This is a genomic window from Mycobacterium sp. 852013-50091_SCH5140682 (assembly GCF_001665685.1).
In the GTDB taxonomy this organism is placed as follows: domain Bacteria; phylum Actinomycetota; class Actinomycetes; order Mycobacteriales; family Mycobacteriaceae; genus Mycobacterium.
The window spans coordinates 1-20,008 of the sequence record NZ_LZTB01000081.1; the positions used below are offsets into that span (position 1 = coordinate 1).

Consider the following 20,008-nt stretch of genomic DNA (forward strand, 5'->3'; position numbering starts at 1 on the left):
ATCACGATACCCACCACGATCAACGCGCCGATCGCGACGATCTTGATCAGGGCGAACCAGAATTCGGTTTCCCCGAACGCCCGCACCGTGGGCAGGTTCAGCCCGATCAGCACGCCGACGGTCAGCAGGGCGGGGATCCACAGCGGCAGGTGCGGCCACCAGTAGGTGACATAGCCGGAGATCGCGACCACGTCGGCGACACCGGTGACGATCCAGCAGAACCAGTACGTCCAGCCGGTGAAGAAGCCGGCCCACGGTCCCAGCAGGTCCGCGGCGAAATCGGCGAACGACTTGTAATGCAGGTTGGACAGCAACAGCTCGCCCATCGCCCGCATGACGAAGAACAGCATGAAGCCGATGATCATGTACACGAAGATCACCGACGGGCCCGCGAGCGAGACGGTCTTGCCCGAGCCCATGAACAAGCCGGTGCCGATCGCCCCGCCGATCGCGATGAGCTGGATGTGCCGGTTGGACAGCTGACGGGAGAGATGCCGCTCGCCCGTGGTCGTATCTGACGTCACATCCCGAGGATTCCAGGCCCGCTGTTGACCGTCACATCCAGGTCACGCCGAGCGTGCGGGTCTGTTGGCCGACACGCCGTGTCAGCAGCAACAAACCCGCACGTTGGTCATCAGGCGGCGGCCGTCGCGACCTGCCCGGCCGGTTCCAGCGCCGCTGCGATGATGTCGGCGACGTCGGTCATCGGCCGGACCTCTAACGCCTCGAGCACCTCGGCGGGCACATCGTCGAGATCGGGCTCGTTGCGAATCGGGATGAACACCGTCTTGAGCCCGGCCCGTTGGGCCGCAAGCAGTTTCTGCTTGACGCCGCCGATGGGCAGCACCCGGCCGTTGAGCGTGACCTCGCCGGTCATGCCGACGTCGCCGCGCACTTGGCGTCCGGTGGCCATCGACACCAGGGCCGTGACCATCGTGACGCCGGCCGACGGGCCGTCCTTGGGCACCGCGCCCGCGGGCACGTGCACGTGGATCTGCCGATCGAGTGCCTTCGGGTCCACGCCGAGTTGCTCGGCGTGCGCCCGCACGTAGGACAGCGCGATCTGCGCCGACTCCTTCATCACGTCGCCCAGCTGGCCGGTCAACTTCAAGCCCGGCTCGCCCTCGTTCGAGTTGGCCTCGATGTAGAGCACGTCGCCGCCCAGGCCCGTGACGGCCAGGCCGGTCGCCACCCCGGGCACCGCGGTGCGCTCGGTGGATTCCGGCGTGAACCGCGGACGGCCCAGGTAGTCAACAAGATCCGGCTCATCGATCGTGATCGGCGAGTCCGTAGAGTCGAGCTTCGTGGTGACCTTGCGCAACGCCTTGGCCAGCAATCGCTCGAACTGCCGCACGCCCGGTTCGCGGGTGTAGTCCGCGGCGATCTTGCGCAGGGCGGCGTCGGTGACCGACACCTCGTCGGCGGTCAGCGCGGCGCGCTCGGCCTGCCGGGGGAGCAGGTAGTCGCGCGCGATGGCGACCTTGTCGTCCTCGGTGTATCCGTCGAGCTGGATCAGCTCCATGCGGTCCAGTAGCGCGGACGGGATGTTCTCGATGACGTTGGCCGTCGCCAGAAACACCACGTCGGACAGGTCAAGGTCCAGCTCCAGGTAGTGGTCGCGGAACGTGTGGTTCTGCGCGGGGTCCAGCACCTCCAGCAGCGCGGCCGACGGATCACCCCGGTAGTCGGAGCCCACCTTGTCGATCTCGTCCAGCAGCACAACGGGATTCATCGAACCGGCCTCGCCGATGGCCCGCACGATGCGGCCCGGGAGCGCGCCGACGTAGGTCCGCCGGTGGCCCCGGATCTCGGCCTCGTCGCGCACACCGCCCAGGGCGACGCGCACGAACTTGCGGCCCAGCGCGCGGGCCACGGACTCACCCAGTGACGTCTTGCCGACCCCGGGCGGCCCGGCCAGCACCATCACGGCACCCGAACCACGCCCGCCGACGACGGCCATGCCGCGCTGGGCGCGACGGGCCCGCACGGCCAGGTATTCGACGATGCGGTCCTTGACGTCGTCGAGCCCGTGGTGGTCGGCGTCGAGAATCTCGCGGGCCCCCTTGAGGTCCGTCGAATCTTCGGTCTTGACGTTCCACGGCAGGTCCAGGACGGTGTCGAGCCAGGTGCGGATCCAGCCGCCCTCGGGGCTCTGCTCGCTGGCTCGTTCCAGCTTGCCGACCTCGCGCAGCGCGGCCTCGCGCACTTTCTCGGGCAGGTCGGCGGCTTCGACGCGGGCCCGGTAATCGTCAGACCCCTCCGGTTCGCCCTCACCCAGTTCCTTGCGGATAGCCGCGAGCTGCTGGCGCAGCAGGAATTCCTTCTGCTGCTTGTCCATGCCGGAACGCACGTCCTCGGCGATCTTGTCGTTGACCTCGACCTCGGCCAGGTGCTCGCCGGTCCAGTCGATCAGCACCCGCAGCCGCTCGGCGACATCGGCGGTTTCCAGCAGCTGACGCTTCTGCACGTCGGTCAGGTACGACGCGTAGCCGGCGGTGTCGGCCAGCGCCGAGGGATCGGTGATCTTGTTGACCACGTCGACGATCTGCCAGGCTTCGCGGCGCTGCAGCATCGCCAGCAGCAGTTTCTTGTATTCGGCGGCCAGCGCGATTGTCGACTCGTTGGCCGGATCTTCACCGACCTCGTCCACGAAAACCCACAGCGCAGCGCCGGGGCCGGTGGTGCCGGATCCGATGTGGGCGCGCCGTTCACCGCGGACGACGGCGGCTGCACCGCCGCCGGGCACGCGGCCCACCTGCACGATCGACGCGATCACGCCGTGGGTGGGGTAGCGGTCGTCCAGGCGTGGCGCGATCAGCAGTTTGCCGGATTCGCTCGCTTGAGCTGCATCGACAGCCGCGCGGGCAGCGTCGTCGAGCCCGATCGGCACCACCATGCCCGGCAGCAGGATCGGTTCTTGGACGAACAGCACCGGCACCGATATTTGTTCGGACATCAAACCTCCAAAGTTCAGTCTGATGCGCTCAACTCTCTCAGGCGGTGGTTTGTTCCCGCAAGTGGTCCCATCGGGCCCTGGCCCGCTTGGCCATCACGATCGTCACCACCATCAGCAGCGCGGTGAACGCCAGCGAAACAATCGTGTTCACACCGTTCGCGACGTCGACCGACAGCGAAAAGATGATCACCAAACTGATCAGCGTACCTATCAGCAATCCGATGCCCCACATCGCTGAGAGCGAAACGTTGACGCGCCGCTTGAACTCGGCCTCGCCGGGTTCGGGGTTCTCGTCGGAGATCACCCGGACCCGCTCGGCGACGATCTGGGTCAGCGGTGTGCCGATGAAGCAGCTGCCAAGGAACAACACCGCGCCGATGCCGCCGACGAGGGTGTTGCCGACCATCAGCATCCGGGCATCGGAGGTCGCCAGGCCGACCGCGAGGCTCAGGCCGAAGTTCAGCATCAGGTAGCCCGCGAACGGATCGAGCCGACGGGCTTTGATCGCGTCGTAGCACACCTTGACCCCGGCGAGCACGGTTGCCGTCAGCAGCGCGACGTATTCCGACGCTCCTGCGGCGCGCAGCCCGTAGTAGGCGAGCAGAGGCGGGGCGATATCGAGCAGAATGCCCCGCATGACGGGGCGCAGTGAGTGATCTTGGCTCACCGAAGCGAAGATATGGGCAGTTCCTGTGAATGCCCTGTGGGCGTTGGTCGAACCGCAGACGAGAACGGCCGGGACAGACACGCTGTCCCGGCCGAGCACTCATCCGACAGTTAGCAGGGGTCTCCCGGCGGCGTGAAGTAGGGGACGCCTTCGACGGTGTAGCACGGGATTTCGCCCGGCACGTACGGGACGTGGGCTGCGGCGATGGCCGCGCCGGTGGCGACGTCACCGGCGATGTCGGTGCAGCCACCGGCAGAGAAGTGGCGGCCTCCGGCGTCTGCGCAGACGTCCGCACTGGCGCTCGGGGCGACCGCCAGTGGGGTGCCGGCAAGAGCCGCGCCCGTGACGGCCGCGGCCGCCAGGAGCGTTACTGTGCGCTTCTTCATGGGTTATCTCCTTGTGAATGAGGGTGTTTGGGTCTCGGCCGCGCTCTGCGGCGGTCAGGCGACCTTCGCGACGGCCGGTGGCTTCCAGGTGCCGTCGATGATCGACGGCGGGGTTTCCTTCGGCCAGTACAGGCGCAGCATGAGATTGAACTTGCCTGTCGGTGCGGGCAGCCAGTTGGCTTCCTTGTCCGGTCCTGGATTGTCGTGCTGCAGGTACAGGTCCACTGACCCGTCGGGGTTGGGAACAAAGGTGTTTCGCTGGCTCAGCGTGTAGCGGTTGAGCGGGTTGTCGACGAAGAAGTACCCCTCGTCGTACATGGTCAACGACCAGAAGCCGTTGACGGGCGGGAACTGTCCCTTGTCGAAATGCAGGGTGTACCTGTTGGCGCCGTCGTAGGGCTGGCCACTCGGGTCGGCTTCCGATGTGGGGTAGACCGCGTCCTGGGGCCGGTTGGCGCCGAGGCCGATGTAGGTGATCATCGCGCGCTGCAGGTAGTCGGTGCCGTACTGACCGGTCTGGGTGGTGAACCGCCAGCCGTTGACGGTGTCGGTCGCTGTGAAGCGGGCCAAGATCTTCTGGATGCCCTCTTTGGGGACCGACTGCAGTGCGGCAGCGACGTCAGGGCCGAGCTTGGCGATGTCGAACTTCTCGCCGGGCACGATGCCGATCTTGGCCATCTTGTCGACGATCGGCCGGTCAGCATCCGTCGGTGGGTTGTCCTTCATCAAGGTGGCCATCAGATCGAAGAACGCTTCGGTGCTCATATTGTTGACCTGGTCACGCACCGGCGTCTTCATGTCGATGGTCGGATCGACCTTGCCGGCCGGCGGCGTGTACGGCTTACCGTACGAACTCAACGGCACCAGCGAGATCTCGTCCTGCATCTTGTGTACGGCGTCATAGTCCTGCGGCGTGCCATCGCAGTAGATGCGGCCCAGCAGCCACACCGTCGAGGTCGGTGACTTGTACTCCGTCACGCCGGCGGGCAGCGTGCCCTTCCAACCCGGACCGGTGATGGCGTAGGTCTGCGGGCCGGTGCCGGTGGTGCGTTTCCCGGGGACCTCGAACACGTTGGTGTAGCCGTCGAGCATGGGGAACAGGTAGTAGCGGTCATGAGCGTCGGGCAGGCTCAGCACCCAGGGCTCGTTCTTGACGTCGACGAAGCCGTTTGTGTAGAGGGTGTCTGCGTTGGGTGCGGTGACATCGCGGAATTGAGCGTTCGGGTACTCCCGCATCCGCATTAACTGGCCCATGGGTGCCCGCGTGCCGCCCACGCTCTCGACATTGGTCATCACGCGCCGGGTCATCTCAACGGTCACAAGCGAATACCCGTAGACATAGGCATCCAGCGCGATGGCCTTGGCCTCGTCCGGGCTGAGCTGACCCGATGCGGGTTTGTCGGAGTTGTCGGGTTTGTCGGACGACGGCGGTGAACACGCCGTTGTCGCGACCATGAGCACCGAAGTGCCCAGAGCGGCCAGCCAACAGGCCAGCCGCCGGTATCTGTCGGTCACGAAAACTTGTTCCTCTCTTCAGGGTCCGGTAGCCGTGCTGTCAATCTGTTGCAGCACAGCGCAATTGACGACCCCGCTGGCGCCGGTGGCGGCAGCGGGGTCGGCCTGATCGACGATTTAGGTGTAGGCGACGTGCACGCGGTGGATGCGGCCTTCGAACGGGAACGGAGCACGTTCGCGGTAGTCCAGCGACACCGGTGAGCCGAGGCAGGTGCCGATGTCGAGGCAGTCGTTCGCGGTGAACAGCAACGGCGCGCTGATCGGAACCTGCCCCCCGGCGATCGTTTCCCCGTCGCGGGCGACGGTGATGTCGAGCGGGCCGGCCGGGCGTGGCTCGGCGTACTGGGTGGTGACCGTGATGGTGGCGCGTCCCGGCGGAAGCTTGTCCGCCGAGCGGATCTTGGTGCGCGACAAGATGAACAGGTTGTACTCGTAGCAGAGATAGCCCTCGTCGAGATAGAGGGTCAACCCGCCCGCCGCGGCGCCCAGCGCGTACAGCACGCCGTTGGCGTTGGCGGGAATGTCCGCGTCGATGGTGACGACGTTGTTCTTGTTGCCCAGTGCGGGAGCGCAGAACTCAGGCATACGCACGGTATCGCCCGAGAATTCCCATTCTTTGTACGGCGGAGCGATGCGCAGCTCTGGGTGGTAGACCGGCACCCACAGGCCACCGCCGACGGGCAGCACGGCGTTACGGGCTGCCTCGACCATGAACATCTCCCGCATCTGCGCCAGCTTCTCGGGCATCTGGTCGGCGAGATCGTGCGCCTGTGACCAGTCCTCGTCGAGGTGGTACAGCTCCCACGTGTCGTTGTCGGGAGTCCACGTGGCGATCCCGGGCGGCTGGCCCGGTACCCACGGCAGCCGGGGCCCGCGCGCCGAGGCCATCCACCCGTCGTGGTAGATGCCTCGACTGCCCATGATTTCGAAATACTGGGTTTCCTTGCCGCCGGGCGCATTTCGGTCGGCGAGGGTGCGGGCGAAACTCGCACCCGCAAGCGGCATCTGCGGTTCGCCGTTGACCACCCGCGGCGGTTCGATGCCGACGACGTCGTAGATGGTCGGCACGACATCGTTGCAATGCAGGAACACGTCGCGCGGCGCGGCTTCGGCGGTGATCTTGGCCGGCCAGCGCACCACCATCGGGTTGCGGGTGCCGCCCAGGTGCGACGCGAGCAGCTTCATCCCCTTGTACGGGGTGCTGCCTGCCCACGCCCACGCCGCGTGGTACTGGTTGTCGACCAGCGGTGAGCCGAGCACGTCCAGGCCGCCGAGTTCTTCGAGTGCGTCAATGTGCTGACGTACGGTGGTGGGAATTCCGTTCTGCGCCAACAGTTCCGCAATGGTGCCGTTCTGGCCTTCGCCCGACGACCCGTTGTCACCCCAGATGTAGAAGAACAGGGTGTTGTCGGCGTAGCCCAGTGCTTCGAGCTCATCGGCGATCCGGCCGACCTGGACGTCGACGTGCTCGGCGTACCCGGCAGCAACCTCCATCAGGCGGCGCTGGAACGGCTTCTCGTCCTCGGGGATGTCATCCCAGGCCGGCATGGTGTCATCGCGTGGGGTCAACTCGCAGTCTTGCGGGATCCAGCCCTTGTCCTTGGCGCGCTCGAACACGCGCTGCCGGTAGGCATCCCATCCGTCGTCGAACTTGCCCGCGTACTTGTCCGCCCACTCCTTCATGATGTGGTGCGGCCCGTGCAGGCAGCCGCTGGCCCAGTACATCAAGAACGGTTTGTCGGCGTTGAATGCCTTGTGCCGGTGCAGCCAGGAGATCGCGTCGTCGGCGAGGTCCTCGGACAGGTGGTAGCCCTCTTCCGGCGTCTTGGGCGGGGCCACAACGGTCGTGTTGCGCACCAAATTCGGCTCGTATTGCGACGCTTCACCGGCGAGGAAACCGTAGAAGTACTCGAAACCCAGGCCGGTGGGCCAGTTTTCGAACGGTCCGGCGGCGGTGGTCTCCTCTGCCGGGGTGTTGTGCCACTTGCCGAACGCGGACGTCGCGTAGCCGTACTGCTTGAGCACCTCGGCGACCGTCGCGCTGGACCGCGGGATCTTGCCGGCGTACCCGTCCCAGTCATTGGCCAGCTCGGCGATCTGGCCGTTGCCGATCTCGTGATGGTTACGGCCGGTCAGCAACGAGGCCCGGGTCGGCGAGCACATTGCGGTGGTGTGAAAGCGGTTGTAGGACACGCCTTCGCCGCAGATCCGGTCCAATGTCGTGGTGGTCACCTCGCCGCCGAACGTCGAAGGCAACCCGGGGCCTGCGTCGTCGATGAGGACGATGACGATGTTGGGGGAGTTCTCGTGCAGACGTTTGGGCGCCGGCCGCGGACTGTAGGTCGACTCCTGCAACGTGCGTCCGGCGGTGCTGCCGGATCCGACGGGCGGGAACGGTAACACCCCGCCTCCGGGTAGAACCGCAGCCACCAACTGATCACCCTGCACGTCAGACACCGTGCCCCTCTCGTCTGTAGGAACCTTGGTCTGTGCAGCCGGCCATTGGCAGGGCAAGCCGCGCAGCCGACTCATCCCGACCCGGGCATCTACTGTGCAGCAAACCAGGGCCTTTCGTCTTGACATTCCAGGACAAATCTTTGACAGTCTGGGACATGGCCGTGATTCGTGGGACCGCACTCACGAACTTTCATCAGCTCGTTACCGAACTGGGCGGAAACAGTCGCACTTTCGTAGCCGCCGCCCACATTCCCTACGACGATGTCGGTCGCCACGACCGGTTCATATCCCTGCCCAATGGGGCCGGGATGCTCGAAGACACTGCCACCGCCCTCGACGCCCCGGATTTCGGGCGGCGATTGGCGCTCCGCCAAGGCATCGAGATCCTCGGGCCGGTCGGGCTCGCAGGCCGCAACGCGGGGACCGTAGCCGAAGCGTTCCTGATTTTCGACAAGTTCATGGCGGCCTACAGCCCGTCGATCACCGCACGGATGACGACGCACCTCGACCCGGAACTACGGCGCTTCGAATTCGAGTACCTACTCGATCCGTCCCCACCGCAAGCGCAGGCCATCGAACTCTCGTTGGGAGTCACCCTGCGGGTCCTGCGCCTGTTCCTCGGCGCGGACTACCGGCCTGTCGCGGTGCATCTGCCACATCCCGCACTGACGCCTCCCGACGACTACGAGACCTATTTCGGCTGCCCACCGAGCTTTTGCGAACCGGTTGCGGGGTTCACGCTGCGCACCTCCGACCTGCAACGCCCCCTTCCGACCGATCATGTGGCCCATCAAACCGCGGTCGACTACCTCGCCAAGGTCGTCGGCGAGTTCGGTCCGGCCACCAGCCAGTTGGTGCGCACCTTGGTGCGGCAACTACTGCCCACCGGCGCGGTCGGGTTGGCCGACATCTCCCGGCACATCGGTGTTCACCCGAAAACCCTGCAGCGGCGGCTGTCTGCCGAGAAGGCAACGTTCGGCGACCTGGTCGACCAGACGCGCCGCGAGACCGCCCAACGTTTGCTGCTCGATACCGACCTCAGCCTCGATCAGTTGTGCCGACAGCTGGGCTACGCCGAGCAGAGCGTACTCACCCGCTCGTGCAAACGCTGGTTCGACAAGACGCCCACCGCCTACCGCAACACGCGGATTTCGTCATCACGACGACGGCCGCTTGAGGAGTAGCAGTGAGTGGTTGATCTTCTTGAAGTTGGCGAAGGTGTCGGCGGGAACACCGAAGACCGCGCCGAGGACCGAGGGCGGCAGCGCGCTGATGGTGGCGCCGATTCCGATGTCGTCCTTGGCTTCCGGTGTGCTGGCGTTGAAGATGATCACGATGTCCATGTCGACATCGCCCTTGTTCTCGAAGTAGTGGAATGAACCTTGGGGTGCGAAGACGACGTCGCCGGGATGTTGGTCGAACGTCTCGGTGTGACCCATGACGTCGAGCAGCGTCCAGGTGGCGACACCGGAGGTGACGATGTTGAGCTCCCACGCGCTGGGATGCCAATGGGGTTCCCGGATTCCACCGGGCTGCAGCTTCAACAGCGCGAGGCTGGCCTCTTGGCCGCGCAGGATCGGGAAGTTGTCCTCATGCGCCTGGCGCAACGTCCCGCCGTCGAAGACCAATGGATCCGCTGCGCTGAGGTGGAACAGGTGGGAAGCGGTGTTGTCGAGTTCGGCGGGTATACGCGGATTGCCGAACCGGGAGGCATCGTCCGTCATCGCAGGAATCCCTCGTTAGATGGGTGTCGCAACTTGTCGACGCGTCGCATCGTAACCCCGGGGCGGGACGGGAAACTGCGAAATGAGTGTCGCCAAAAACCGCGAAACCTATTGATACACAGGAAAATATCAGCTTCCGCGGTCTACGAGGTCGAACACCTCGAGCGCGTGGGTAAACGGTTCGGGGGTCACGCCTGCCGGGCCGAACGCGTGGTCGAGGGAAAAGATGACGTAGAGCAGCAGTGCGAGTAGCACGGTGACAGCGCTGACCAGGACCATGTGGTAGCGGTCGTTCGCCAGCCGCATGAAACTGGTCAGCGTGATCAGCACGAGGCCGCCGAAGATCAAGGCGCACCACAGGAGCCGTGGGACGCGGCGCTGGGCATCCAGGATGCGGGCGCTGCGGTCGGACGCCAGAGTTGTCAATTCGCTGAGGAACTGCTGATTGATCGGAGGTGCTGCGGCGCCGGGTGTTTGGGTGCCGACGATGCGGTAGAGCTGGGTCAGTGCGGCGCGACCGTCGTTGCTGATGTTGCTGAATTCGGCCTTGCCCCATTCGGGGCCCTGCGTCGCTTGGGCGTAGCGGCGCAACTCCTCGCGCACCTGAGATTGTTCGGGTTGTGGCATGGCGACGGTTTGGCGATACAACGTCGTCAGAGTAGCCGCCTCGTTGGATACGTTGGTCTGAGCGGTGAGGTACTGCTGCCAGCCGACGACGACGGTGAATCCGAGCAGCGCACCGTACACCAGGCCCACGACGGTGAGGAACGGCGACAATATCGAGTTGTGCTCCGGCCGGTTGTCCACCAAGCGGCGGGTCAGCAGTACGCTGCCGACCGCGACACCGACGGCGACGACAACGACGCCGGCCAACAGCAGCCATGCTCCGACCACACCAAGATCGCCCATAGGTCAACAAGCATGCAGCAACCTCGAACTGTTGCCAATGGAAAGCGCAAAATCGTTGCTGCCGTTAATAACCGCGCTTCGCCTGGCAATATGTTGCCGACTTTGCGAACAGTCAGCAAACAGCATCGATCGTGTGTTAGCTTTCGCCCGCCAACACCGTAAGTCGGGGCTCGCAGATGAGGAGTCTGCCGTGAAACTACGAGATTTCGTGGCTGCTGCCGCCGTCGCAGGCGCATTGGGTTCCGGTGCCGTGACGGTCGGCGTCCCCACGGCTCACGCCGACCATCCACTGTGGGATTGCGGCGGCTATCCCGCCGACATCTGCGCGAACTTCCCCTGGAACGCGCACGCCGGTGATGTCGGTTGGGGCGGTGATGGCCCGCCGCCCGCCGAGTTCAACGAAGGGCGCTTCGCGGGGTGCGACTGGAACTGGTGGTGCATCCGCGACCGCATTCGCGACGACAACTGACGTGTGTGGCCGAACGGCCGTTCATGGCACGGTTTTTCGTGATCGCCGTGCCGGGCTCACCGCACTGCGTCGAGCACCGGTGAATTGCTGTGTGCCGAGGCCGGCGAGCTGATGCGGTATCCGAAGCCGCGGACCGTCTGGATCGTGTTGGTGCCGAACGGAAGGTCGATCTTGCGGCGCAGGTATCCGATGTAGATCTCGACGGCGTTGTCGCCGCCGGTCTGGTTGGCCCAGACGTTCTGCCGGATCTCCGATTTGGTCACGACGGCATCCTTGTTGCGCATCAGGAACTCCAGCAGACCGTATTCGCGTGGCGTCAGGTCGATCGCCGTGGACTCCCGTTCGACGACCCGCCGCGCCGGATCCAGCGACAGGCTGCCCGCGGTGAGCACCACCGGTCGGTGTGGCGCACCGCGACGAATCAATGCCCGCAGTCGCGCCACCAGAATGGTGAACGAGAAGGGCTTTGTCAGGTAGTCGTCGGCGCCCAGGTCGAAGGCCTTGACTTGAGCGTCGTCCTCGTCGTTGGCCGTCAGCACCAGGGCTGGCGTCCACACCTGCTGAGCCCGCATGCGCCGCAGCATCTCGTAGCCGTCGAGGCCCGGCAGCATGATGTCGAGGATGACGGCGTCGTATTCGTGGGCCGTCGTCTGACTCAGTCCATCGGTTCCGGTGCACACGTGGACCACGACGTAACCCTCAGCTTGCAGGCCTCTGCACAAGGCGCCGGCGAGCCGTTGCTCGTCCTCGACGATCAGGACCTTCATACCCGTGGCTTTCCGTTGCAGTGCCGGTTGGCGATCCCGTGAAGAAATCGGCAGCTATCAGAGTGACAAGTGCTCGCTGTGAGGACGCTGAGTTTTGGACGCGGGACCTTGTGCTCTTCCCGAGGTCGCGCAGTGGCAGGACGATGACGATTGGTGGGGGACCGAGGTGAGGAGCGCATCATGCTCGACTGCACATTGGACAAAGAGAACGCGATCGTCGTCGTACGCCCAGAGTCGCCGCTCGACCGAAACGACTTCGTCGAACTCGGCAAGCTGGTGGATCCTCAGATCGAGGCTCATGGCGATCTGGCAGGGCTGATCATCGATGCGCCCAAGTTTCCGGGCTGGGACAGTTTCGGCGCGCTTGTGACGCATATCCGATTTGTCCATGATCATCACAAGCACGTGAAGAAGATTGCGGTGATGACAGATTCGCACCTCGGGGACTTCGCGGAGCACCTGGCAGCGCATTTCGTGTCAGCCGAGATCCGCAAGTTCCCCGCTGGTGATGTCGTCGAAGCGCAACGATGGATAACCGGCGAGGCGTAGCGTCGCGCCGATATGACCGACCTGCCGCTTGACGAGCAGGAGCGTCACGCAGTGTGCGATCTTCTCGACGCTCTGGGGCCTGACGCACCCACAGTGATCGAGGGCTGGAACTCCGCCGACCTCACGGCTCATCTGCTGGTCCGTGAGCGCGATCTCCTTGCCGGACCATGCATGGTGCTGCCCGGGCCGTTTCATCGGTTCGCCGAGCGGCGCATGAAGCGGTTGGCGCGCGAGCGAGAGTTCGGGTGGCTTGTCGATCGCCTGCGGTCGGGACCGCCCCGGGGATTTTTCCGCCTCGGATGGGTCCGGTCGCTGGCCAATCTGAACGAGTTCTTCGTCCACCACGAGGACCTGCGCAGAGCCAACGGCTTTGCGCCTCGTGACGCCCTGCCGCCGGCACTGCAGGCTGCGTTGTGGCGAAACGCCTGTCGGGGCGGCCGGTACTTGTGCCGCCGGTTGGGTCCGTTCGGATTACAGCTTGTGTGGCCGGGTTCGGACTGTCAGGCCGTGGCGGTGCGCACCGGGGAGATGACCGCACGACTCAGCGGGCAGCCCGGCGAACTGCTCTTGTACCTCTTCGGACGCCGAGACTGTGCGCGGGTTGAGGTGACCGGGCCTGCGGAGGCTGTCGCGGCGGTAGGCCGGACGCACTTGGGGATGTGACAGCCTGCTCGGCGCAGCGCAAAACTCGTTTCCCTGTGTGCGGTGGTCGCACCTACTCTGGTTAGCCGCACAAACCAAGTACAGGGGAGAGATATGACGACGGGCCCGAGCGCCGGGGCGATCACGACGCGACCGCGTACCCAGTCGAGCGCGAACGTCATCATCGGGCTACTCGTCGGCTCGGCGTTCGTCATGATCCTCAACGAGACGATCATGAGCGTCGCGCTACCCGCCCTGATCGTCGACCTGAACATCGCGGCCAGCACGGCGCAATGGCTCACCAGCGGCTTTCTGCTGACCATGGCCGTCGTCATCCCCATGTCCGGATCACTTCTGCAGCGCTTCCCGGTGCGAGGGATCTACCTGGTCTCGATGACGCTGTTCTGCACCGGCACGCTGGTGGCCGCCCTGGCACCCGGTTTTGCGGTCCTGTTGGCGGGACGGATCGTGCAGGCCTGCGGTACCGCCGTGATGATGCCGTTGCTGATGACAACCGTCATGACCTTGATCCCCGCCGATCGGCGCGGGCAGATGATGGGGACGATCTCGATCGTCATCGCCGTCGCGCCGGCGATCGGGCCTACCCTGTCAGGATTCATCCTGGGCTCACTCGACTGGCGTTGGATGTTCTGGATCGTGCTGCCCATCGCGCTGGTCGCGCTCATTGCCGGGCTCACCTGGCTGCGGGTCGACGACGAGCGTCAAGACCCGACCCCGATCGATGCCATCTCCGTGCCGTTGTCGGCGATCGCGTTCGCGGGCTTGGTGTTCGGCCTCTCGCTGCTCGGTGAATCCGCGCACGGTCGCCAAGGGGTACCGGCATGGTTGCCGATGACGGTCGGTGCGGTGGCGATGGTGCTCTTCGGCGCCCGGCAGGTGCAGTTGCAGCGCCGCGATCGGGCGTTTCTGGATCTGCGGCCGTTCACCTACCGGCGGTTCTCGGTGTCACTGGGTCTGGTGATCCTCGGCTTCATGGGGTTGTTCGGCGCGATCATCATGGTGCCGCTCTACGTGCAGGACGTGTTGCGGCAGAGTGCGTTGGTGGCCGGTTTGGCGACGCTGCCGGGCGGGCTGCTGATGGGCTTGGCGGGCCCGCTGGTGGGGCGGGCGTACGACCGCCACGGTGCCCGAGTGCTCGTGGTGCCGGGATCGCTGATGCTGTGTGCGTCGCTGTGGGGGTTCACCACGTTGTCGGCGGTATCACCGGTCTGGCAGCTGGTCGTCCTCCAGACAGTCATGATGGTCGGGCTGTCGATGATGTTCACGCCGTTGATGACCGACGCGCTCGGGGTGTTGCCCGACCGGTTCTACTCGCACGGCAGCGCCATTCTCACGACGCTGCAACAGGTCGCGGGCGCGGCCGGGACTGCGCTGTTTGTGACGGTCATGACCAAGGCGTCGCAGTCAGGCGGGGCGCCGGATCTGCCCGGTGTGCACGCGGCGTTCACGGTGGCCGCGATCATCAGCGTCGTCGCCGTGATTGCGGCGTTCTTCACCGCGGCTCGGCCGAGCCCGGCAGGCGGTACCCCGACGCACTGACGAGGCGGCGGTGTCAGGGCGACGGGTAACGACAGGTCTCGTAGGCGGTGCGCAGGGCCTGCTCGGCGGGCGGCGAACGGTAGACGAGGGTGTCGCGGTCGGTACAGCCGCCGACAGTGATGGCGATGGGTCCGGTGGCGCGCTCCGTCACCGTTGATGTGACCTTGAATCTGGTCGCTGCTCGTGTACAGCACAGGCGCGGGAAGTACCCGCAGCAGCGGCAACTGCTCCCGCGCGAGTGCCGCGGCATCGGCGAGGTCGTGGGAACGGGTCTGCACCGCGATCCACACCGGTGCCGACACCGGCCCGTTGATGGTCAGCTGGCTGGAGTGGCGGATGGTCTGCTCTGCGTTGACCCTGCGCCAGACCTCGAGTTCGGCGGCGCTGGGATCGCATCGGGTGGTTTTGATGTCGGCAGGGTGCTGGCTGCCGGTGCTGATGGTCCACGTGAGGCCGGCCAGTTGGAAGAAGCGGTCGGCGAGAGTGGCTGCGGCTGCAGCCGCGGCGGTGTAGTCCGCGTCGTTCGGCAACTGGATCTTGGCGATGTTGGCATGGCCGGCGTCACGGATGGGTGATTGGTTGCCGGGGTGAGTGATGGTGGCGCGCAATCTGATCGTCGCGGTGGGGAACTGTTCTCGCAGAGCTACCCAGTCGCGCGCCTGGGCGATGATCTGCTGGTGGTAGTTCGCCGCCGTCGACGGCGAACCGGTTCCAGCCACTGGTGACGTCGAGTTCTGAGCGGTAGCTGGTGTAGTCGACGAGTTGCAGGTCTTGCAGGTAGCGGTCGATGACGGCGGCCAGCTGCGCCGCGGTGATGCCCGGGGCGGGTTCGACTGCCACGGTGAACGACACCCATCCTTGGGCGGGACGATTGGTCACCCGACTGCTCACCGGATGCACCCCGGGCATCCGGCCCAGGATGTTCGCCAGCCGTGCCACGTCTGCGCGCCGGTCAGGAGGTGCGCCTTGGCAGGCCGCTACGAGAACGGTGACGATCATGGCCATCGCGGCCGCCCGGGCGATCACGCCGGTCACCATGACGGTCCCTTTCCGCATCCATCCCGCCGCAGGGAGCCTCGATTGTCCGTCGGTGCGATCCTTGCGCAACGCAACTGTATGGATGCTGTCAGTCGGGTGCGATCGCCTACTGTCGAATCAATGCGGTTGCGGCCCAACGTTGTCGGCTACCGCTCATAAGGCGTAGTACGGTAGCGGGAAGTCGTCGCGCAACTGACGTTGAACCAGCCAGTCGCCGATGAGCCGCTGCGAGAGCAGCCTGCTCATCCGATCGCGCGCCCATACCCCCGGCCTTGTTCTCGGTGCGAAGGCGGAGGCGAATCTCTGCGCGGCGCGTTGCTTGCGTTCGATGAACGGCCGCAGCATCCCGTGGTAGCGGTCAAACGCGGCGCCGAAATCAGAACCCGCGCGCTGCAACTCGCCGGCCAGCACGTACGCCTCGAGCATCGCCAGCCCGGTACCTTCGCCGGCCAAGAGCGACACTGCGGCGGCGGCATCGCCGATCAGCATGACCCGACCGTTCGACCAGTGATCCATCCAGATTTGGCTCACCCGGTCGAAGTAGACGTCCTCGGCGCGGTCCAGCGCTTCGAGAATCTGTGGGCATTCCCAGCCTGCATCGCCGAACACGTTGTGCAACAACGCTTTCACCCCGTCCGTCCCGGCCGGGTCAGTACCTATCTGCTCGGTGGTGCAGATGAACAAGAACATTGTGCGGTCGTCATGCATCGCGAACCGACTCGCCATGCGTCCCGGCAGGCCGTAGGACACGTAGACAAGCTCATCTCGCGGTCGATATCCGCGGGTCTCGAATGCGGCGACGCGGTAGCCGAGGTCTCGCTCGAATTGCGTATCCGGGCCGAACGCGAGGCGGCGCACCGGGGAATGCAACCCGCCGGCGCCGATCACCACATCGAACCAGCGTGACCCGCCGTTCTGGAGTTCGACCTGCACACCGGAATCGTCGGGGTGGATCGCGGTGATGCTGTCGCCGAAGACCGTTTCCACGTCGTCGGCGACGGTGGCGTAGAGCATCGCTGCCAGATCTCCGCGGGGCAAGCTGGTGAATCGGCCGTCCAGTACGCGGCGAAAGCCTCCGGTGGGGAACCCGCCGACCCTGCGGCCGCGCGCATCGACCAGCCGTACCTCGCCGATCTTGTAGCCCGCTTCGTCGAGTTGGGCAGTCAGACCCATGCGCTCGGCGATGTCGTACCCCACACCCCAGAAGTCGATGACATAGCCGCCGGTGCGCAGTTGTGGGGATCGCTCGATCAGGCACGGTTCGTGTCCGCTACGGCGCAGCCAGTAGGCCAGTGTCGGGCCGGCGATGCCTGCGCCACTGATCGCGACTTTCATCCGGCACACGCCTCCTCGCCGCCGCACCTCAATATGGAACTATTATACCGTCATGGGCACTGAAGTACCATATGAGGCGACTGGCAGGCGCAGCCAGAAGGTACGTACCCGCACAGCGCTGGTCGAAGCGACTCGGGCACTGCTTGCGCAAGGCCAGCTGCCTACGGTCGAAGACGCCGCTCATGCTGCCGACATTTCCCGGACCACCGCTTACCGTTATTTCCAGAACCAGCGTTGCCTGCTGGCCGCGGTGCACCCGGAGATCGACGCCGCCTCGCTGCTGCCCGACGCCGCGCCGGACGACCCCTACCGCCGGTTGGAGCTCGTCATGCGGGAATCCGTGCGGATAACGACGACATGGGAACCCGAACTGCGGACCTCGCTGCGACTGTCCCTTGAACCCGGCAACGCGGAGCTGCCTGTACTGCGTCGTGGCCACGCTGTCGCCTGGATTGAGGACGCGTTGGCACCGCTGCAGTCGTCTCACCCGGATGTCGACACACACCGGTTGGCCATCGCGATCCGTGCCGCCACCGGCATCGAATCCTTCGTCTGGCTCGTCGACGTGGCCGGTCTAACCCGCGGCGAGGCTGCCGAAATACTTTGTGGGACAGCGCAAGCGATTCTATCTAACGCCGTGGCCACGCCCGCGGGAATGTTTCGGGGCGCCGGTTCGTCGTAGGGGAGATGAGTAGAGCAGTCCAATTCGATGAATATGGCGGGATCGACGTTCTGCAGGTCCGTGACGTGCCCCGTCCCGTCCCAGCCGACGGCGAAGTGCTCGTCGAGGTCAGGGCTGCAGGCATCAATCCCGGCGAGGCGATGATCCGTCGCGGTGCCCTGCACGATCGCTGGCCGGCCACGTTCCCGTCCGGACAAGGCAGTGACCTTGCCGGTGTGATCGCCGAAATTGGTTCCAACGTCACAGGATTCGCTGTCGGTGACGAGGTGATCGGATTTTCCGAACGCCGGTCGAGTCACGCCGAATACGTCGCCGTGCCTGCCGATCAGGTCACCGCCAAGCCTGCTGCCGTGCCGTGGGAGGTGGCGGGCTCGCTGTTCGTCGCGGGCACCACTGCGTATGCGGCCGTTCGCGCGGTGCGGCTGCAGCCCGGCGACACGGTCGCCGTGGCGGGCGCAGCGGGTGGCGTCGGGACCGTCGCCGTGCAGCTTGCCGCACGCGCTGGAGCGACCGTCCTCGGGATCGCCGGCCCCGCCAACGACGACTGGCTCACCGCGCACAGCGTCATCCCGGTCAATTACGGCGACGGACTGGCCGACCGGCTGCGGGCCGCGGCGCCCAACGGTCGCGTGGATGCGTTCCTCGATTTCTTCGGCGGGGGCTATGTGCAACTCGCGGTCGAGGAGCTGGGTGTCGAACCCGGCCGGGTGGACACCATCATCGACTTTCCCGCCATCGAGCAGTTCGGTGTCCTTGGGGCCGGCAACGCCGATGCGAGCGACGTCGCTGTTCTCGCGGAACTGGCCGGGCTGGTGGCCGACGGTGCACTAGAGCTTCCTATCGCACACGTTTTCAGCCTCGACGATGTCAGGGCGGCCTACACCGAGCTGGAAAAGCGCCACACCAGAGGCAAGTTGGTGCTGCGCCCCTGACGTCCGGCTGATGTAGGCGGCGGCGCGTAGCATCCAATCATGAAGCGGGGATTCGTAGTCACGTTCGCGGTCGGTGTGATCCTGACTCTGTTCGGCTTGATCTGGGCACTGCAGGGCTTCGGTGTCCTGCAGGGCAGTCCGATGAGCAATACCACCACCTGGTCGGTCATCGGTCCCATCACCGCCGTGATCGGCGTCGGGATCGCAGCCTTCAGCTGGCGCAAGCTCTCGGCCAAGTGACCCGATCGCGTCCTCTCAATCCTTGCCGCGGTATTCGAAAAGCTTGAACGACATCCAGCCGGCTTCGCGCGCTCGCTCGAGCTCCTCGATGCGGAACATGAACGCTCCACTGAGCACGCACGGAAGACTTGAGAGACGTTCGCGGACTTCAGCTTCGGTGAGTCCTCGACCGACGCGGTACACCCGGTCGTTCTTGTAGTACGTGTCAACGGTGACCACGTGCAGGGCCATGACAACACGAACGGTTTGCTCCAGGTCCCCGATCGTCAGAACGACGAGGTCATAGCAGTCGTATTGGTAACCACGGTCGTAGAGCGTCGGGTCCTTGTTCAGGGGCGTATGCGCCCTCACCCGGAGGCACCGGCCAGTCTGTTTGTTGACGATGACGCCGGTGTAGAGGTCGGAGCCTTTCGTCACGCCGGGGAAGAACCACCCGTCGTTCAATTCTCGAACGGCGCCGAGTACCACTTGGTGAGCATCGAACGCTTCGATGGCCAGTTCACGGGCTCGTGGCTCGTCGATCATGCTGCGCAAGCCTAGCTGCGCGCGAGAGGTTTTTCGGGGCAGTGCACCCGCTGATTTCTGACTGAGGTTTCTCGGTGCGATGAGCCCCGAAACTTGTCGGTGCACTCCGCCATAATGGTGGTATGTCCTCGCAGCCAACATCTTTCGCTGATGATGGGGCGAGCCCTGTGCAGCGGTTGGAGGTGTTGCTCGACGAATTGTCGGAACTGTGCGGGCAGCGCAACGCGATCGATGGACGCATCGTCGACATCGTCGCCGAACTCGAACGCGACGAGTTGTGCGGCGCCACCGGCGCCCGGTCGATCGCCGAATTGGTGGCCTGGAAAACCGGTGCCACCCCGCACAATGCCGGGATCATGGTCACGGTCGCACGCCGCCTCGACGAATTCCCGCTCTGTGTCGAGGGATTGCGCGAGGGCCGCCTGTCGCTCGATCAGGTCGGGGCGATCGCCGAACGCGCCGCCGACGGCTCCGACGCGCACTACGCCGAACTGGCCGCGGTCGCCACCGTAACCCAACTACGCACGGCGGTGAAACTCGAACCCCGCCCCGAACCGGAGCCGCGCCCGGAACCCAACCGCGCGTTCCGCAAAGACGTGCACGAGGACCACACCACCTACCAGATCACCCTGCCCCACGACGAAGCCGCCACCGT

At 65.3% G+C, this 20,008-nt stretch carries 23 protein-coding genes; 10 read left to right on the plus strand and 13 right to left on the minus strand.

Annotated elements, in window-relative coordinates; translation table 11 throughout:
• The 6 genes from A5784_RS22275 to A5784_RS22300 all read right to left on the minus strand — a co-directional run.
• Positions 1 to 524 (minus strand): APC family permease (locus tag A5784_RS22275; protein ID WP_232006202.1); only part of this gene is annotated, 524 nt, incomplete at its 3' end.
• 110 nt (positions 525 to 634) lie between these two features.
• On the minus strand, positions 635 to 2,956 hold the full coding sequence (gene lon / locus A5784_RS22280; RefSeq protein WP_064947067.1) for an endopeptidase La: 2,322 nt from the start codon (positions 2,954 to 2,956) through the stop codon (positions 635 to 637).
• Positions 2,957 to 2,993: 37 nt separating this feature from the next.
• Positions 2,994 to 3,623, minus strand: a complete 630-nt coding sequence (locus A5784_RS22285; protein ID WP_232006204.1) for a VC0807 family protein — start codon at positions 3,621 to 3,623, stop codon at positions 2,994 to 2,996.
• A 110-nt stretch (positions 3,624 to 3,733) separates the two neighbouring features.
• Complete coding sequence (locus A5784_RS22290) at positions 3,734 to 4,009, minus strand: hypothetical protein (protein WP_064947068.1); 276 nt, start codon at positions 4,007 to 4,009, stop codon at positions 3,734 to 3,736.
• A gap of 54 nt (positions 4,010 to 4,063) precedes the next feature.
• Positions 4,064 to 5,464, minus strand: a complete 1,401-nt coding sequence (locus tag A5784_RS22295; RefSeq protein ID WP_064947086.1) for a DUF1254 domain-containing protein — start codon at positions 5,462 to 5,464, stop codon at positions 4,064 to 4,066.
• 177 nt (positions 5,465 to 5,641) lie between these two features.
• Positions 5,642 to 7,981 carry an arylsulfatase gene (locus A5784_RS22300; RefSeq protein WP_064947069.1) on the minus strand — a complete coding sequence of 780 codons (2,340 nt, stop codon included), beginning with the start codon at positions 7,979 to 7,981 and terminating at the stop codon, positions 5,642 to 5,644.
• 155 nt (positions 7,982 to 8,136) lie between these two features.
• Here A5784_RS22300 and A5784_RS22305 point away from each other — a divergent pair, with 155 nt between their 5' ends.
• Entirely contained in the window at positions 8,137 to 9,165 is a 1,029-nt protein-coding gene (locus A5784_RS22305) for an AraC family transcriptional regulator (protein WP_064947070.1), read from the plus strand.
• On the opposite strand, the gene A5784_RS22310 is transcribed toward A5784_RS22305, so the two are convergent.
• Together A5784_RS22310 and A5784_RS22315 are read right to left on the minus strand one after the other, a co-directional pair.
• Positions 9,139 to 9,705, minus strand: coding sequence for a cupin domain-containing protein (locus A5784_RS22310; RefSeq protein WP_064947071.1), 567 nt, complete (start codon positions 9,703 to 9,705; stop codon positions 9,139 to 9,141). The genes A5784_RS22305 and A5784_RS22310 overlap by 27 nt on opposite strands.
• A gap of 129 nt (positions 9,706 to 9,834) precedes the next feature.
• Positions 9,835 to 10,614, minus strand: coding sequence for a bestrophin-like domain (locus tag A5784_RS22315; protein ID WP_064947072.1), 780 nt, complete (start codon positions 10,612 to 10,614; stop codon positions 9,835 to 9,837).
• A 190-nt stretch (positions 10,615 to 10,804) separates the two neighbouring features.
• Between A5784_RS22315 and A5784_RS22320 the strand changes: the two genes are divergently transcribed.
• A complete protein-coding gene (locus tag A5784_RS22320) occupies positions 10,805 to 11,083 on the plus strand; it encodes a hypothetical protein (RefSeq protein ID WP_064947073.1) in 279 nt (92 codons plus the stop codon).
• A 56-nt stretch (positions 11,084 to 11,139) separates the two neighbouring features.
• Here the strand turns inward: A5784_RS22320 and A5784_RS22325 are convergent, their stop codons facing one another.
• Positions 11,140 to 11,850 (minus strand): response regulator transcription factor, encoded by a 711-nt coding sequence (locus tag A5784_RS22325; protein ID WP_064947074.1) that lies wholly within the window; start codon positions 11,848 to 11,850, stop codon positions 11,140 to 11,142.
• 180 nt (positions 11,851 to 12,030) lie between these two features.
• Here A5784_RS22325 and A5784_RS22330 point away from each other — a divergent pair, with 180 nt between their 5' ends.
• The 3 genes from A5784_RS22330 to A5784_RS22340 all read left to right on the plus strand — a co-directional run bounded on the left by A5784_RS22330 (position 12,031) and on the right by A5784_RS22340 (position 14,601).
• Positions 12,031 to 12,399, plus strand: a complete 369-nt coding sequence (locus A5784_RS22330; protein ID WP_064947075.1) for a SpoIIAA family protein — start codon at positions 12,031 to 12,033, stop codon at positions 12,397 to 12,399.
• A gap of 12 nt (positions 12,400 to 12,411) precedes the next feature.
• Positions 12,412 to 13,062: a TIGR03085 family metal-binding protein gene (locus A5784_RS22335; protein ID WP_064947076.1), complete on the plus strand. Its 651-nt coding sequence runs from the start codon at positions 12,412 to 12,414 to the stop codon at positions 13,060 to 13,062.
• A gap of 93 nt (positions 13,063 to 13,155) precedes the next feature.
• Complete coding sequence (locus A5784_RS22340) at positions 13,156 to 14,601, plus strand: DHA2 family efflux MFS transporter permease subunit (protein WP_064947077.1); 1,446 nt, start codon at positions 13,156 to 13,158, stop codon at positions 14,599 to 14,601.
• A gap of 13 nt (positions 14,602 to 14,614) precedes the next feature.
• Here A5784_RS22340 and A5784_RS38410 read toward each other — a convergent pair whose 3' ends face one another.
• Entirely contained in the window at positions 14,615 to 14,752 is a 138-nt protein-coding gene (locus A5784_RS38410) for a hypothetical protein (RefSeq protein WP_156750710.1), read from the minus strand.
• A gap of 32 nt (positions 14,753 to 14,784) precedes the next feature.
• Here A5784_RS38410 and A5784_RS22345 point away from each other — a divergent pair, with 32 nt between their 5' ends.
• The gene (locus A5784_RS22345) at positions 14,785 to 15,114 is read left to right on the plus strand and encodes a hypothetical protein (RefSeq protein WP_064947078.1); all 330 of its coding nucleotides are present in this window, start codon (positions 14,785 to 14,787) and stop codon (positions 15,112 to 15,114) included.
• A gap of 48 nt (positions 15,115 to 15,162) precedes the next feature.
• Here the strand turns inward: A5784_RS22345 and A5784_RS22350 are convergent, their stop codons facing one another.
• Complete coding sequence (locus A5784_RS22350; RefSeq protein WP_064947079.1) at positions 15,163 to 15,657, minus strand: hypothetical protein; 495 nt, start codon at positions 15,655 to 15,657, stop codon at positions 15,163 to 15,165.
• A 135-nt stretch (positions 15,658 to 15,792) separates the two neighbouring features.
• On the minus strand, positions 15,793 to 16,974 hold the full coding sequence (locus A5784_RS22355; RefSeq protein WP_064947080.1) for an FAD-binding domain: 1,182 nt from the start codon (positions 16,972 to 16,974) through the stop codon (positions 15,793 to 15,795).
• 52 nt (positions 16,975 to 17,026) lie between these two features.
• On the opposite strand from A5784_RS22355, the gene A5784_RS22360 reads away from it, so the two are divergent.
• Genes A5784_RS22360 through A5784_RS22370 form a run of 3 tightly spaced genes read left to right on the plus strand, consistent with a single transcriptional unit; the run spans position 17,027 to position 18,828 of the window.
• Entirely contained in the window at positions 17,027 to 17,656 is a 630-nt protein-coding gene (locus tag A5784_RS22360; protein ID WP_064947081.1) for a TetR/AcrR family transcriptional regulator, read from the plus strand.
• A 5-nt stretch (positions 17,657 to 17,661) separates the two neighbouring features.
• Positions 17,662 to 18,588, plus strand: a complete 927-nt coding sequence (locus A5784_RS22365; RefSeq protein ID WP_064947082.1) for an NADP-dependent oxidoreductase — start codon at positions 17,662 to 17,664, stop codon at positions 18,586 to 18,588.
• A gap of 39 nt (positions 18,589 to 18,627) precedes the next feature.
• On the plus strand, positions 18,628 to 18,828 hold the full coding sequence (locus A5784_RS22370) for a hypothetical protein (RefSeq protein WP_064947083.1): 201 nt from the start codon (positions 18,628 to 18,630) through the stop codon (positions 18,826 to 18,828).
• A gap of 15 nt (positions 18,829 to 18,843) precedes the next feature.
• Here the strand turns inward: A5784_RS22370 and A5784_RS22375 are convergent, their stop codons facing one another.
• Positions 18,844 to 19,353: a hypothetical protein gene (locus A5784_RS22375; protein ID WP_064947084.1), complete on the minus strand. Its 510-nt coding sequence runs from the start codon at positions 19,351 to 19,353 to the stop codon at positions 18,844 to 18,846.
• Between the two features lie 122 nt (positions 19,354 to 19,475).
• Between A5784_RS22375 and A5784_RS22380 the strand changes: the two genes are divergently transcribed.
• A partial coding sequence (locus tag A5784_RS22380) for a DUF222 domain-containing protein (protein WP_156750711.1) occupies positions 19,476 to 20,008 on the plus strand: 533 nt, incomplete at its 3' end.